Source organism: Curvibacter sp. GW821-FHT01G03 (assembly GCF_059422285.1).
In genome coordinates, this window is sequence record NZ_JBWKWP010000020.1 from 17872 (window position 1) to 32009 (window position 14138).

The 14138-nt window shown below is 67.5% G+C and carries 11 protein-coding genes; 5 read left to right on the forward strand and 6 right to left on the reverse strand.

What is annotated here, in order from left to right; translation table 11 throughout:
* Nucleotides 1-25: 25 nt before the first annotated feature.
* Both recQ and AC07VS_RS23940 read right to left on the reverse strand, forming a co-directional pair.
* Nucleotides 26-1903: a DNA helicase RecQ gene (recQ, locus tag AC07VS_RS23935; RefSeq protein ID WP_492349541.1), complete on the reverse strand. Its 1878-nt coding sequence runs from the start codon at nt 1901-1903 to the stop codon at nt 26-28.
* 161 nt (nt 1904-2064) lie between these two features.
* The gene (locus tag AC07VS_RS23940; protein ID WP_494752216.1) at nt 2065-3507 is read right to left on the reverse strand and encodes a GGDEF domain-containing protein; all 1443 of its coding nucleotides are present in this window, start codon (nt 3505-3507) and stop codon (nt 2065-2067) included.
* 216 nt (nt 3508-3723) lie between these two features.
* Between AC07VS_RS23940 and AC07VS_RS23945 the strand changes: the two genes are divergently transcribed.
* The gene (locus AC07VS_RS23945; protein WP_494752217.1) at nt 3724-4809 is read left to right on the forward strand and encodes a homocysteine S-methyltransferase family protein; all 1086 of its coding nucleotides are present in this window, start codon (nt 3724-3726) and stop codon (nt 4807-4809) included.
* 11 nt (nt 4810-4820) lie between these two features.
* Here the strand turns inward: AC07VS_RS23945 and AC07VS_RS23950 are convergent, their stop codons facing one another.
* Nucleotides 4821-5750 carry a LysR substrate-binding domain-containing protein gene (locus AC07VS_RS23950; RefSeq protein ID WP_494752218.1) on the reverse strand — a complete coding sequence of 310 codons (930 nt, stop codon included), beginning with the start codon at nt 5748-5750 and terminating at the stop codon, nt 4821-4823.
* A 152-nt stretch (nt 5751-5902) separates the two neighbouring features.
* Here AC07VS_RS23950 and AC07VS_RS23955 point away from each other — a divergent pair, with 152 nt between their 5' ends.
* Complete coding sequence (locus AC07VS_RS23955) at nt 5903-6919, forward strand: Bug family tripartite tricarboxylate transporter substrate binding protein (RefSeq protein WP_492349545.1); 1017 nt, start codon at nt 5903-5905, stop codon at nt 6917-6919.
* Nucleotides 6916-7791, forward strand: a complete 876-nt coding sequence (locus AC07VS_RS23960; RefSeq protein WP_494655917.1) for an N-formylglutamate amidohydrolase — start codon at nt 6916-6918, stop codon at nt 7789-7791. Before AC07VS_RS23955 ends, AC07VS_RS23960 begins: the two co-directional genes overlap by 4 nt.
* Nucleotides 7792-7933: 142 nt before the next feature.
* Here AC07VS_RS23960 and AC07VS_RS23965 read toward each other — a convergent pair whose 3' ends face one another.
* Nucleotides 7934-8089 carry a hypothetical protein gene (locus AC07VS_RS23965; protein WP_492349547.1) on the reverse strand — a complete coding sequence of 52 codons (156 nt, stop codon included), beginning with the start codon at nt 8087-8089 and terminating at the stop codon, nt 7934-7936.
* 395 nt (nt 8090-8484) lie between these two features.
* Here AC07VS_RS23965 and AC07VS_RS23970 point away from each other — a divergent pair, with 395 nt between their 5' ends.
* Both AC07VS_RS23970 and AC07VS_RS23975 read left to right on the forward strand, forming a co-directional pair.
* A complete protein-coding gene (locus AC07VS_RS23970; protein WP_492349548.1) occupies nt 8485-8796 on the forward strand; it encodes a DUF2834 domain-containing protein in 312 nt (103 codons plus the stop codon).
* 207 nt (nt 8797-9003) lie between these two features.
* Nucleotides 9004-9726: an SDR family oxidoreductase gene (locus tag AC07VS_RS23975; RefSeq protein WP_494752219.1), complete on the forward strand. Its 723-nt coding sequence runs from the start codon at nt 9004-9006 to the stop codon at nt 9724-9726.
* An 11-nt stretch (nt 9727-9737) separates the two neighbouring features.
* Here the strand turns inward: AC07VS_RS23975 and AC07VS_RS23980 are convergent, their stop codons facing one another.
* A complete protein-coding gene (locus tag AC07VS_RS23980) occupies nt 9738-10700 on the reverse strand; it encodes a response regulator (RefSeq protein ID WP_492349550.1) in 963 nt (320 codons plus the stop codon).
* Nucleotides 10672-14112: a hybrid sensor histidine kinase/response regulator gene (locus tag AC07VS_RS23985; RefSeq protein WP_494752220.1), complete on the reverse strand. Its 3441-nt coding sequence runs from the start codon at nt 14110-14112 to the stop codon at nt 10672-10674. The genes AC07VS_RS23980 and AC07VS_RS23985 overlap by 29 nt, the downstream gene beginning before the upstream one ends.
* Nucleotides 14113-14138: the final 26 nt, after the last annotated feature.

The window sequence follows — 14138 nt, forward strand, 5'->3', positions numbered from 1 at the left end:
CTGACCCTCTCACCTGCCCCCAGCCTCACAACTGGCACACGCGCAGCACTTCGGCGCCGTAGGCTTCGAGCTTGCGCGCTCCGATGCCGCTGATGCCCTGCAGGTCTTCGGGCGTGGCCGGAAAACGCTCGGCAATGGCCGCCAGGGTGGCGTCGTGAAAGATCACGTAGGCCGGTAGATTGTGTTCGCGGGCCACCTCGGTGCGCCAGGCCTTCAGGGCCTCGAAGCGGCGCAGCGCGCCGCCTTCCAGGGCGATCGCTGTCTTGGCCGCGCTGCCACTGCCGGTGCTGTTGCGCGTGCGCCGGCTGCGCGGCGCAGCCGCCGTGCTTTCGCGCAGCCGGATCGGCACCTCGCCACGCAGCACGGCCCGCGCTGAGTCGGTGAGCTGCAAGGTGTTGAAGGCCTGCGCATCCACGGCCAGGGCACCAATGGCGATCAACTGGCGCAGCACGCCACGCAGTTGCTGTTCTGAGAATTCAGCCCCGATGCCGAAGGTGCTGATCTGCTCGTGGCCGTACTGCGTCACTTTCTCGGTCTTCTTGCCGCGCAGGATGTCCATGATGTGGCCGGCACCAAAGCTGATGCCGCTGGCCTGTTGCACCCGGTAGATGGTGGACAGCAACTTGCGAGCCGCGTCGGTGCCATCCCACACGGCGGGCGGGGTCAGGCAGTTGTCGCAGTTGCCGCAGGCCTCGCTGTGCTGGCCAAAGTAGCTCAGCAGGCGCACGCGCCGGCAGTCGATGGCCTCGGCCAGGCCGAGCAGGGCATCGAGCTTGCCCACCATCACCTGTTTGAATTCTTCGCTGGCCGGGCTTTCGTCGATCATGCGGCGCTGGTTCACCACGTCCTGCAGACCGTAGGCCATCCAGGCGTTGGCCGCCCCACCATCGCGGCCGGCGCGGCCGGTTTCCTGGTAGTAGCCCTCGATGTTCTTGGGCATGTCGACGTGGGCCACAAATCGCACGTCGGGCTTGTCGATGCCCATGCCGAAGGCGATGGTGGCGCACATGATGATGCCGTCCTCGCGCAGGAAACGGTCCTGGTGGTGCTGGCGCACGCCGGCGTCCAGGCCGGCGTGGTAGGGCAGGGCGTTGAGCCCGTTCTCGCACAGGGTCTGGGCCAGCTCCTCGACGCGTTTGCGCGACTGGCAGTACACCACGCCCGCATCATGGCCCTGGGGGGTGGTGTGCTCGCTTTCGATGAAGCGCAGCAGCTGCTGCGTCACGTCTTTTTTCTCGACGATGGTGTAGCGGATGTTGGGCCGGTCGAAGCTGCTGACGAACTGGCCTGCCTCCTGCAGTTGCAGGCGTTCCACGATGTCGGCGCGGGTGGTGGCGTCGGCCGTGGCGGTCAGGGCCATGCGCGGCACGCCGGCATAGCGTTCGTGCAGCACCGTCAGGGCCCGGTACTCGGGCCTGAAGTCATGGCCCCATTGGCTCACGCAGTGCGCTTCGTCGATGGCAAACAGGCTCAGCATGCCGCGTTCGTGCAGCGAGTCGAGCTGGGAGAGGAAGCGCGGCGTGGTGATGCGTTCGGGCGCCGCATACAGCAGCGTGATCTCGCCGCGCAGCAGCCGGCGCTCCACCTCGCTGGCCTCGTCGTACGACAGGGTCGAATTGAGGAAGGCCGCATCGACCCCCGATTCATGCAAGGCCCCGACCTGATCGTGCATCAAGGCAATCAGCGGCGACACCACCACCGTGATGCCCAGGCCCGCGCGTTGGCGCACGATGGCCGGCACCTGGTAGCACAGCGACTTGCCGCCGCCCGTGGGCATCAGCACCAGGGCATCGCCCCCGGCCACCACATGGTCAATGATGGCCTTCTGGGGGCCGCGAAACTGCTCGTAGCCGAACACCTCACGCAACACGGACTGGGCAGAGGACTCGGGAATGTGTGGCAAGGCGGACTCGGGTGGGGTGGGAGGCAAAGCGGTATTCAACAGCGATTCAGCGTCGGGCAGCGCGTGCCTGCGTCCGCCAAAGGCTGACTGGACGAGCCGGCACGACAGCGCGCAGCCGCGTCGCCGATCAGGGCGGACAAGGGCCGTGGCCGGGGATTATCTCAGCCCGCGGGGGAGAGCTGGCTCTCCAGCACCTGGATGCCCTGCGGGTAGGCCAGGCCCACCCGGTTGCGCCCCTGGTGCTTGGCACGGTACAGCGCACTGTCGGCCCGCTCCAGAAAAGCATGGGCCGTGGCATCGCGGCGCGGGTCGAATTCGGCCACGCCAAAGCTCAGTGTGAGCAACTTGCCTTCGGGCGAGGTGGCGTCGGGCAGCCCGCGCTCGTGCAGCGCATGCTGGATGCGCTGCACCAGATCCAGCCCGCCGTTGAGCACGGTGTTGGGCAGCACCAGGGTGAATTCCTCGCCGCCGTAGCGGGCCACCATGTCGGTGGCGCGCTGGATCACCCCACTGAGGACCTGGCCCACCTCGCGCAGGCAATCGTCGCCGATCAGGTGCCCATAGAAGTCGTTGAACGCCTTGAAGTGGTCGATGTCGCACATCACCAGGGCCAGGGGTTCGCTCAGGCGCAGGCTGCGCGCCACCTCGCGCTCCAGGATCACATCCAGTGCGCGCCGGTTCAGCAGGCCGGTCAGGCCATCGCGCCAGGCCAATTGGCGCAGCTGTTCGTTGTCGGCCTGCAGGCGACGGGCGTTGTCGTGCAGTACCTGTTCTTTGTCCTTGATGGCGGTGACGTCGGTCAGGCGCACCACACAGCCGTCCAGCAGTGGGCCGATGAACACCTTGAACCAGCGACTGGCGCCATCCTGGGTGAGTTCCAGCTCGCGTTCGCGCGGGGTGCGCGCCTGCACCACGGCCAGGCAATCGGCGTCCAGGTCCAGCCGGTGCCAGTTTGGAAACACCTCATGGGCCAGCCGCCCCTGAGGCGGCTCTTCGGCATTGCCCGCCAGCGTTGCAAACGGCAGGTTGGCCACCGTCACCAGCCAAGGTGTGCCTTCGTGCCCAGCGCCGCGCACGCGGCGCAAGGCCACCACGCCTTCGCTGGCACAGTTCAGCACGGTCTCCAGCAGCTTGGCGCGGGCCTCCATGGGCTGGTTGAAGACCAGGATCCAGGGCCGGCCGTCGTCGCCTTGCGCCGGCATCACCAGGCGCTCCCAGGTCAGCACCCAGGGGTTGCTGTGAGCGAAATGAACCACGTACAGCGGCAGGCCACGCGCCGCCACCTCGTCGAAATGGCAGCGCTGGAAGTCGGCCAGCTCGGGCGCCTGCTGACTCAGCCGCAGGCCGGTGGGGTCGCTCAGCGAGTCGTGGCGGAACTCCTCTCCGCAGAAATGGCCCAGGTAGTCGCCGTCGGGCAGGGGGCGGTACACGGTCATGCGTGCCGCAAAGGCGGACAGGGGGCCGTCCAGGGCCAGATCGGCCAAGGTCGGAAGTTGCCCGGGGGCGGCGCTCAGGCCCAGCCACAGACGATGCAAGGCAACCACGTCGGCATTGTCAACCGCGCTTTCGATGGGGCTCCAGACTTGCTTGTGCCAGATGGCCATGCGATTCCTTGGGTCGAAGGCAGCTGCAGGCCCGAGATGGGCGCAGGCTGGTCTGCAGGGGCGTGGGCAGACTTGAGTTTCAACGCATCAATCCTGCACCGAGTAACCAATCAGTCTAGCAAAATGTGCTGTCTTGTAACAGAGAAATAGATAGCCCATTTGGGGGTAGTTCTCAGGCTCGAAACCGTGCAGCGAGCGAGTTTCTACAATGGCGGCATGAAACCCGTTGTCTACACGCGCGCGCAGGCGCTGCCCGAAATCCTGTCCCGACGCATCGTCATCCTCGATGGCGCCATGGGCACCATGATCCAGCGCTTCAAGCTCACCGAAGAGCAATACCGCGGCGCCGGTTACACCGGTGCAGGGCACCAGGGGGACCGCTTCAGTGCCTTCCACAAGGACGTCAAGGGCAACAACGAGCTGCTCAGCCTGACCCGGCCAGACGTCATCAGCAGCATCCACGAAAGCTACCTGGCCGCCGGGGCCGACCTGATCGAGACCAACACCTTCGGCGCCACCACCATCGCCCAGGCCGATTACGACATGGCGCCACTGGCCCGTGAGATGAATCTGGTGTCGGCCCGCCTGGCCCGCGCTGCCTGCGACAAGTACAGCACGCCCGACAAGCCACGCTTCGTGGCCGGCGCCCTGGGCCCGACGCCCAAAACCGCCAGCATCAGCCCCGATGTGAACGACCCCGGCGCCCGCAACGTCAATTTCGAGGAGTTGCGCGCGGCCTACTACGAACAGACCCAGGCCCTGGTCGAAGGTGGTGCCGACGTGTTGCTGGTCGAGACCATCTTTGACACCCTGAACGCCAAAGCCGCCCTGTTCGCCGTCGACGAGTACTTCGAGGCCAGTGGCCAGCGCCTGCCCATCCTGATCAGTGGCACGGTCACCGACGCCTCGGGCCGCATCCTGTCGGGCCAGACCGTGACCGCTTTCTGGCACAGCGTGCGTCATGCACAGCCCCTGGCCATCGGCCTCAACTGCGCGCTGGGCGCCACGCTGATGCGCCCCTACATCCAGGAGCTCAACCGCGTCGCCCCCGACACCTTCATCAGCTGCTATCCCAACGCCGGCCTGCCCAACCCCATGAGCGACACCGGCTTTGACGAGACCCCTGACGTCACCAGCCGCCTGATCCACGAGTTTGCGGCCGAAGGCCTGGTCAACATCGTGGGCGGCTGCTGCGGCACCACCCCGGACCACATCGGTGCCATTGCCCAGGCGGTGCAGCCCCTGGCCGCCCGTGAACTGCCGATCGCCGGCCGTTTTGCGGCTTACCGCGAGGCGGCCTGAGGCCGCACGCTTCAGGCCTCCGGTCGCCGCGCGCCGTGGGCCGCGTTCAGGGCGGCCACGTCGGCCTGGGCCGTCTGCAGCAGCCAGCGCCGAAAGGCGGCCAACGCCGGCTTGCGGCGCTGCCCTGAGGGGGCACACAGAAAGTAGCCCCGCGCCAGGGTGATCGGCAGGTCAAATGGCACGGCCACGGCCCCCGCGGCCAATTCCTTCTGGACCAGACAGCGCTGCACCAGCGCCACCCCCATGTCCGCGATCACGGCCTGGATCAGCATGGCCACCTGGTCGAAGGCCGTGCTCAGCCGTGGCGGGCGGTCCGCCGCCCCGGCGGCCTGTAGCCATTGCGCCCAATTGCCGGGTGCGGTCGTGTGGTAGAGCAGGGGTTCATCGGCCAGATCGCCCGGCGTGAGCCAGGCGCCCGCAGCCTGCCGTTGTCCCAGGCGGGCTGGGTGGCAGATCGGCACCACCTCGCGCCCGATCAGGTAATCGCAATCCCAGTGCGGCCATTGCCCGGGGCCCAGCCCGGTCAGCACGGCGGCATCCGGTGTGGCACCTGAAAAGTCCTCGTCCTTGCGGTACGGCACAAAGTTGATGTGCACCTCGGGGTGTCGCTGTTGAAACGTTTTCAGGCGCGGGATCAACCACACGCTGGCCAGGGTCGGCACCACCGACAGATGCAGGGCCTGGTCGGCGGGGCTTTCACGCAAGCGGGCGCTGGCGGCCTCGATCGCGGCCAACGGTTCGCGGATCGCGTCCAGCAACTGCTGCCCGGCCGCGGTCAGCGAAATCGCATTGGCACGCCGCAGCAGCAGGGGCTTGCCGTAGTGAAACTCCAGCCGCGCCACCGCCCGGCTGATGGCGCTTTGTGTCACACACAGTTCGACCGCAGCCTTGGAGAAGCTGCCCAGCCGCACGGCGGCCGCGAAGGCGTGGAGTTCGGACATCGAAGGTGAATGCAGTCGCATGGTGAGCACGGGGCGAAAGGGATGGGTATGACTGTTGCGCATGACCGCTGACCGGATTGTCGTTGGTGCCGGCGGGCGTCTGTCCGGACACTGGTCACCTCCCATCCAATGCCGAGTTGAGCCCGAATGCCATGAAATCCGTCGCACCTTTCCCCGTCGTACCGAACGTCGCATCCATCACCCGCCGCCTCATCGTGCTCGGCCTCGCCGGCTCGGCCACGCTGGCCCCCGCCCTGGCCCGGGCCGACTACCCCGACAAGCCGATCCGCCTGATCGTGCCCTTTGCCCCCAGCGGCTCCACCGATCTGGCGGCCCGCCTGATCGCCGAGTTCGCGGGCCGGGCCCTGGGGCAGGCGATTGTGGTGGACAACCGCGCCGGTGCCGGTGGCTCGCTCGGCATGGAGCAGGTGGCCAAGGCCCGCCCCGACGGCTACACCCTGGGCATGGCCACCATGAGCACCCATGGCTCCAACGTGGCCGCCTATGGCAGCCGCCTCAAATACGACCCGCTGAAAGACTTTGCGCCGATCAGCAATGTGGCCACGGTGCCCAGCGTGCTGGCCGTGAATGTCCGCACCCCCTACAAGAGCCTGGCGGATCTCATCGCCGCAGCCCGCACGGCGCCCGGCAAGATCACCTTCGCCTCGCCCGGCACCGGCTCGCTGGGGCACGCCAATGTCGAGTACTTCTCCAGCCTGGCCAAGATCGAGTTGCTGCACGTGCCCTACAAAGGCTCGGGCATGGCGCTGAACGATGCGGTGGCGGGCCAGGTCGAGGCCATCACCGACAACCTGCCCTCCGCCTTGCCGCACATCCAGTCGGGGCGCTTGCGGGCGCTGGTCGTGTTGTCCGACAAACGCTCACCGGCCCTGCCTGGCGTGCCCACCTATGGCGAGCTGGGTTTTCCCCAGATGGGCAACGGTGGTTGGTTCGGGGTGGTGGCGCCTGCCGGCACCCCGGCCCCGGTGGTGCAAAAGCTCAACCAGGCCATCCACCAGGCCATGCAGCAGCCCGACTTCATCAAGAAGATGAACGAGGCCGGCGCCACCCTGATCCCCACCACCCCGGCGCAGTTCCAGAGCCAGATCCAGCAGGCCGTGGCGCGCTACCTCGAAGTGGCCAAGGTGGCCAAAGTGGAGGCCGAATGAGCCCGCACACGCCCCCCTTGTTCACCGTGCACGAGCCTACCGCGCCGCGCATCCCCCTGGTGTGCGACTCGCCCCACAGCGGCACCAACTACCCGCTTGATTTCAAGACGGTGCTGCCGCGGCTCGAATTGCGCGCCGCCGAGGACACCCATGTCGAAGCCCTTTGGAGCGCGGCGCCCGCCTTGGGCGCCACCTTGCTTGAAGCCCACTTTCCGCGCAGCTATCTGGACCTGAACCGCAGCCTGGACGACATCGACCCGGCCCTGCTCGACGGCCCCTGGCCCACCCCCCTGTCGCCGGGCGAGAAAACCCGCCTGGGCTCGGGTCTGATCTGGCGCAGCGTGAAAGGCCAGCCCCTCTACGACGGCCCGCTGTCGGTGGCCGAGGTGCAGCAACGCATCGACCGCTGCTACCGGCCTTACCACGCCGCCCTGTCGGACGCGGTGGCCCAGAACCAGGCCCGCTTTGGTGCCCTCTGGCACCTGAACCTGCACTCCATGCCCAACAACGCCTACGAGCGCCTGCAGATCAAAAGCCCCCGCCCGCTGGCCGACTTTGTGCTGGGTGACCGCGACGGCAGCACCTGCGAGCCCGGCTTTGTGGCGCTGGTTGAAGCGCATCTGCGCGCCAAGGGCTACACCGTGGCCCGCAACGACCCCTACAAGGGCGTGGCCCTGATCGCCCGCATCGGTCAGCCCGCCCTGAACCGCCACAGCCTGCAGATCGAGATCCGCCGCCCGATCTACATGGACGAGCAGACCCGCGAGCGCAGCGCCGACTTCGGCACCGTGCAGCGCGACATCACCGAGCTGCTGCAGGTCATGGGCGCTTACCTGAAGGCGCATCCGTCGCTGCGGCTTGCTGGCGACTGAGCGCCCTCATGCCTGAAGAGGGGTTTCATTCCTGGGATGGCCAGAACCAGGGCGGGCCGAGGTTTCGGGCGCGGATGAAGGTTGTCGGGAAAATGGCACCAGGCCCGCTCGCCTGCCGCGGGCTCCGGCCACCAGACCGGGGTCATGTCGACTCGGTCTCCATCAGGCTCGAACGCACCGAGCGCTTGCGGCCTCGCGGTACGGCCTTCTTGATCTGATCCAGTTGGGCGGCCGTGAGCGCTCCGTCGTCCGCTTCGTATGGCGGCAGCAGCTTGATGGCCAGCTCGTGCAGCGCCATGTGGATGGCCGTGGTTTCGTCGACCCCCAGATGGTCCGCCAGGCGCTGTCCGTGGCACGGTAGCGAAAGGCAATTTGCTGGGCGGGGGAACGTGTGGGCAAGGCAGTCTCCTGCATGTAGGCATCCAAAAGGTGTCTTGTGCGGGTTGCTCAAGTCACGGCAGCTTGTCCTGCGCGATGGGCCCATCGAGGCGGCCATCTGACCACTCGGCGACTTTTCACCCGAGGCGATTGAGGGCTGCCGCCCGGAATGCCGGTCAGGGCGAGAATGGGGCGTTCAGGGCCGTCCGTGACGGCCAGGCCTTCTGCCATTCACGTGGCGCGGGGTTGGGCCGGCGCAGGCTGAACGCACCCGTAGCCCTTCCCTCTTTTGAAACGTCGATTGGAGCCCGCGACATGAAGACGCTTTATCTCATCCTGTGCTTGTTGGGGGCTTCAGTGCCTCTGGGGCTCTTCTTGCCTTGGCTGGGGCAGCATGGGCTGAATCTTCCTTTGTTGATTCAACAGGTGTGGGCCTCCCCGGTGGCGGCATTTGCCTGGGCCGATGTAGGGGTGTCGGCTTTGGCCTTACTTGCTTTCATGGCGCATGAAAACAAGCGTCGCCCTGTCAGGCACCGAGGGTGGGTTATCGCAGCCTTGTTCTTCATCGGCCCATCCTTGGCTTTGCCGCTGTATCTGTTGCTTCGCGAGCCCGTGGAATCCCATTGACTGGACGGAGGCAAGGGGCCATGAACTACCTTTCATCTGATCTTGATAACCGATGGGCGCCCTTCGGTCCCGATGGGACGGGGTGAGCCAAGGTCCCTGGCTTCTGGTTGGCAGACTGAGCGGGGCATTTCCCGCCCCCTGTCCCCAGCGGGGTCAAGCAGGGGCGCAATGCCATCGTCCTGCATTCCCGATTGGAGATCATCAGTCATGTTCGATTCATTTTTGCAAGGTCAGCAGGTGCTGGTTTTGGGCGGCACCTCAGGCCTGGGCCTGGCCACGGCGGCAGGGGCCTTGCGGGCTGGCGCGCAGGTGCATGTCGGCGGGCGTGATCCGCAGCGCCTGGCCGAGGCGTTGGCCCAGTTGGGGCCGAAGGCCGGCGGGGCGTGTGTGGATCTGGCGGATGAGGGCTCGGTGCAGGCTTTCTTCACCCCATTTGCCCGGGTCGATCACCTGGTGGTCTGCGCGGCCAACAACCAGCCTGCGCGCTTGATCGATGGCGATCTGGCGGCCTTGCGCACCAGCCTTGACTCGCGCTTCTGGGGCGCGGTGCACGCTCTGCGCGCCGTGGCCCCGTGCCTGGCGCCTCAGGGGTCGGTGCTGCTCACCTCGGGCATGGTCAGCCAGCGTCCGCGCCCGGGCATGGCCATAGTGGCCGCGGCGGCCAGCGCGGTGGAGTCGCTGGCGCGCTCCCTGGTCAGCGAGCTGGCGCCGCGGCGCATCAATGTGATCAACCCGGGCCCCATGCAGACGCCGTTGCTGGAGCGGGCGCTGGGTGGCCAGGCCCAGGCCCTGCAAGGCCTGGCCGATCTGCAGCCGCTCAAGCGCCTGGGCCAGGCGGAAGACTTTGCCCAGACGGCGCTGTTTGCCATGGGCAATCGCCAACTCAACGGGGCGGTGCTGCACCTCGATGGCGGTGCCCGCTGGGCCTGAACCGCAGCGCTTCAGCCCGGCAGCAGCCGGGCCGCCACCGCCGCTGCCGCGGTGCGGGTCTCGACCCCCAGCTTTTCAAAGATGTGCTCCAGGTGTTTGTTCACCGTGCGCGGGCTCATGCCCAGGATGTCGGCGATGTCGCGGTTGGTCTTGCCCTTGGCCAGCCACGACAACACCTCGGTCTCGCGTGGGGTCAGGGCCACGTCGGGTTGTGCGCGCGGGGGCGGGGTGTCGGCCGGGCCCAGGGTGAGCAGCAGCATGGATTCGGCCAGGCCGCTTTCGCCCAGGTGGCGTGCCCTCAGGACCTGGGTTCCGGGCGGGTGTTGGGGCAGGGGCAGGCGGGTCGGTGTGCCCAGGGCGGCGCTGCGCAGCCATTGGCGGGCCGCCTCGCCGGCCAGGCCCTCAGGGGCGAAAGCCTGTTCCAGCCATTGCGTGGCCTGGGGTGAGCGCCAGGCGGCCCGGCCTTGGGCGTCGAGCATCAACACCCCCATGCCGGCCACATCGACGGCCTCGCGGGCCAGACGTGCGGCTTGGGCGTTGCGCACATGGGTGGCCAGGCGGGCCAGCACCTCGGGAATGCGCAGCGGCTTGACCACGTAGTCCACGCCGCCACTGGCAAAGCCCTGCAGGATCTGTTCGGTGTCCGACAGGCCAGTCATGAAGATCACCGGCACGTGGGACCAGGGCGGGGTAGCCTTGAGCTGGCGGCACAAGGCAAAGCCGTCCTGCCCGGGCATCACTGCATCCAGCAGCACGCCGTCGGGCACGGTGAGTTCAAAGCGCTGCAGCGCCTCTTCGGCGTCGCGCGCCACCAGCACGGTATAGCCCTCGCCGGCCAGGGCTTCGCACAACATGCGCAAGGTGTCCAGGGCATCGTCCACCACCAGGATCACTCGGGCGGGGGTCGCGGCAGGCAAGCGCTGGGCTGGGCCTTCAGCCTGGCGTTCAGCGGTGGGGTTCAGGGTCATGTTCATCTTCGGGCTCGGGGTCGCGCAGTTCCTGGGTGATGGCGGCAAAGTCAAAACGTTCGGCCCGGGCCTGCAGGCGTGCCAGGCAGGGGTGGTGCGCCGCCGGCAGTTGCTCGCGCGCCTGCTGCAGGGCCTGTTTGAGCGCGCTGGCCTGCCCTTGACGGGCCAGGCGGGCCAGTTGCTCGCGCCAGGGCGCCGGCAGCGGTGTCTGAAGTGCGGGCTCCGGCATCGGGGCCGGGCGCTTCAGGGGGGTGTTGTCGCGGATCCATTCCAGCTGCAGGGCCTGTGCCAGCGCCTCCAGCAGTTCGGACTCGATCACCGGCTTGCCGACGAAGCCCTGGCATTGCAGGGCTTGCAGGCGCTCGGGCTGGTGGTCGAACAGGTTGGCCGAGACGAACACGATGGGCAGCTCGGCCGCGCTCCAGCGCTCGCGCAGCCGGGTGGCGGTCTGCCAGCCATCCAGATCGTCCATGGTGATGTCGAGCAGCACCAGGTCTGGCTTCTGGGCCTGAACAATGTCCAGACATTCGCGTCCGCTGGCGGCTTCGCGCAACTCGAAGCCCAGCGGCACCAGCAGGGCGGCCAGCAACTGGCGCTGCAGGGGCTGATCGTCCACCACCAGCAGGGTGCGTCGGGGAGCCAGGTAGCCGATCACGGGGTGCAGCGATTCGCCGTGCTGGCGCCGCCAGTTCGGGTCGGGCGGCACGCCCGGCAGGTAAAGGCGCACGCTGAAGGTGCTGCCCTGGCCCGGCGTGCTGGCCAGCACCAGTTCGCCACCCATGAGCTGGGTCAGCAGGTGGGTGATGGTCAGGCCCAGGCCGGTGCCCGCCTCGCTCACGCGGCGCCCGGCGCTGCCGCGTTCGAAGGGGTGGAAGATGCGTTCCTGGTCCTGCGGCTCGATGCCGATGCCGGTGTCGCTGACCTCGAAGCGCGTCACGTGTTGCCGGAAATCCATGCGCAGGCGCACCTCTCCGTGCTCGGTGAAGCGCACTGCGTTGGACAGCAGGTTGATCAGGATCTGGCGCAGGCGTTTCGCATCCACCCGCACCCAGCCCGGCATCATGCCCACCGTCTCGACCGCGAAGCGCAGGCCCCGTGCCTCGGCCTGCGGCCGCATCATGCCTTCGAGCTGGGCCACCAATTCGGCCAGCGGCAAAGGGGCCGGGTCCAGGCGCAGGCGGCCGGCCTCGATGCGGGCCAGTTCAAGCGAGCCGTCGATCAGCGCGTGCATGTGCTCGCCGCTGTGCTGCATGGTCTGCAGGGTTTCGCGGGTGGCGCTGTCCAGCCGCGAGCTCTTGAGCAGGATCTGGGTGTAGCCCAGGATGCTGTTGAGTGGCGAGCGTAGCTCGTGCGTCATGCCGGCCACGTAGCGTGTCTTGGCCAGGCTGGCGGATTCGGCCAGGTCTTTGGCCGACTGCAGCGCGGCATCGGTGCGCTGGTGGGCATCGATTTCCTGCAGCAGCAACTGGGTCTGACGCTCGGATTCGTCCTGCGCCATGCGGCGGCTGTCGGTGCTCAGCACCACCCACCACGCGCACACCGCGGCCAGCAGGGCCAGCAGGGCAAACACCTTGAGAAAGGGCACGCGCAGCGCTTCCGAGGGCATGTTCAGGCTCTCCTGCACATACACCACGGCCAGCACGAAGCTGATCAGTGCGCACAGCGACAGCGTCACCATCAGGTACTGGCCCAGGCGGAAGTTGACCTTCAGCGCCCAGCGCGCCGGCAGCAGTCGGGCGGCCAGCGCACGCAGCTGATCGGAGGCGCGCGAGCCCGTCTTGCAGCGGTCGTGGCAGCGCGATTCGAGCGAGCAGCACAGCGAGCAGATCGGTGCGGCATAGGCCGGGCAGCGGGCCATGTCCTCGGCCTCGAAGGCGTTTTCGCAGACGGCGCAGCGCACGATCTCGCCGCGCTGCCATTGCGTGTCGGGTTGGCGCGCCAGGTAGTAGCGCCCCCCGGTGGCCCAGGCCAGCAGGGGCGACAGCAGCATCGACAAGGCCAGTGCGATCAGCGGCGAGAACGCGGCCGCCAGCTCGCCCAGCCAGCCCGCGTAGGCACAGCCGGCCACGGTGGCTCCCAGCACCATCGCACCCAGGCCCACCGGGTTGAAGTCGTACAGGTGGGCGCGCCGGAACTCGATGCCCGGCGGGCTCAGGCCCAGCGGCTTGTTGATGACCAGATCGGCCACCAAGGCGCCGACCCAGGCAATCGCCACATTGCTGTACAGGGCCAGCACCTTCTCCAGGGCGCCGAACACGCCCAGTGTCATCAGCAGGGTGGCAATGCCCACGTTGAACACCAGCCAGACCACGCGCCCCGGGTGGCTGCGCGTCACCCGGGCAAAGAAGTTGGACCAGGCCAGCGAACCCGCATAGGCGTTGGTGAGGTTGATCTTCATCTGCGAGACCACCACGAACACCACGGTGATCACCACGGCCAGCGTGGGCATGCCCAGGGCCTGGGTGAAGCCGGCCAGAAACATCTGGGTGGGCTCGGCCGCACGTTGCGCCCCCACCTCGAACTGCAGTGCGGCAAAGGCCAGAAAGGCGCCCCCGGCCATCTTGAGCATGCCCATCAGGATCCAGCCTGGCCCGGCCAGCAGCACCGCGCCCCACCACCGGGCGTTGTTGGCCGGCGTGCGCGCGGGCAGAAAGCGCAGAAAGTCGACCTGCTCGCCGATCTGCACCACCAGCGAGAAGATCACGGCTGTGGCCGCACCGAACATCAGCGGATCAAACCCGCTGCTGCCGCTCTTGAGCCCCGACAGGCCGGTGAACTCGCGGTACAGCTCGGGTTGCGACAGGGCGATCCACACAAAGGGCAGCACCAGCAGGAACAGCCACAGCGGCTGGGTCCAGGCCTGCAGTTTCGAGATCAGGGTGATGCCGCGCATGGCCAGCGGCAACACCACCACCGAAGACAGCACATAGCACCAGTTCAGCGGCCAATCGACCACCATCTGCATCGCCAGCGCCATGATGGCCGCCTCCAGTGCGAAGAAGATGAAGGTGAACACCGCGTAGATCAGCGAGGTGAGGGTCGAGCCCAGGTAGCCAAAGCCGGCACCTCGCGTCAGCAGGTCCATGTCCAGCCCGTAGCGTGCCGCGTAGTACGCGATGGGCAGGCCCGTCAGAAAGATCACCAGCCCCACCACCAGGATGGCCCACATCGCGTTGCTGAAGCCGTAGTTCAGCGCGATGGCACCGCCAATGGCCTCCAGCGCCAGAAACGACAGCGAACCGAAGGCCGTGTTGGCCACGCGGAACTCGCTCCAGCGCCGAAAGCTCTTGGGCGTGTAGCGCAGCGCGTAGTCCTCCATGGTCTCGTCGGCCACCCAGGAGTTGTAGTCGCGCCGGAAACGAAAGATCGTCTGCGGGGCGGCCTGGGGGGTGCTGTGGCGGGGGGGCGTGCTGGGCATGACGCCGGGCCATGCAAGAAGTGTTC

Coding starts and splice junctions, on each gene's coding strand:
- AC07VS_RS23950 (WP_494752218.1), bottom strand. CDS start 5,750: ATGTCCGAACTCCACGCCTTCGCGGCCGCCGTGCGGCTGGGCAGCTTC.
- AC07VS_RS23945 (WP_494752217.1), top strand. CDS start 3,724: ATGAAACCCGTTGTCTACACGCGCGCGCAGGCGCTGCCCGAAATCCTG.
- AC07VS_RS23940 (WP_494752216.1), bottom strand. CDS start 3,507: ATGGCCATCTGGCACAAGCAAGTCTGGAGCCCCATCGAAAGCGCGGTT.
- AC07VS_RS23955 (WP_492349545.1), top strand. CDS start 5,903: ATGAAATCCGTCGCACCTTTCCCCGTCGTACCGAACGTCGCATCCATC.
- AC07VS_RS23970 (WP_492349548.1), top strand. CDS start 8,485: ATGAAGACGCTTTATCTCATCCTGTGCTTGTTGGGGGCTTCAGTGCCT.
- AC07VS_RS23965 (WP_492349547.1), bottom strand. CDS start 8,089: ATGGCGCTGCACGAGCTGGCCATCAAGCTGCTGCCGCCATACGAAGCG.
- AC07VS_RS23960 (WP_494655917.1), top strand. CDS start 6,916: ATGAGCCCGCACACGCCCCCCTTGTTCACCGTGCACGAGCCTACCGCG.
- AC07VS_RS23980 (WP_492349550.1), bottom strand. CDS start 10,700: ATGAACATGACCCTGAACCCCACCGCTGAACGCCAGGCTGAAGGCCCA.
- AC07VS_RS23985 (WP_494752220.1), bottom strand. CDS start 14,112: ATGCCCAGCACGCCCCCCCGCCACAGCACCCCCCAGGCCGCCCCGCAG.
- AC07VS_RS23975 (WP_494752219.1), top strand. CDS start 9,004: ATGTTCGATTCATTTTTGCAAGGTCAGCAGGTGCTGGTTTTGGGCGGC.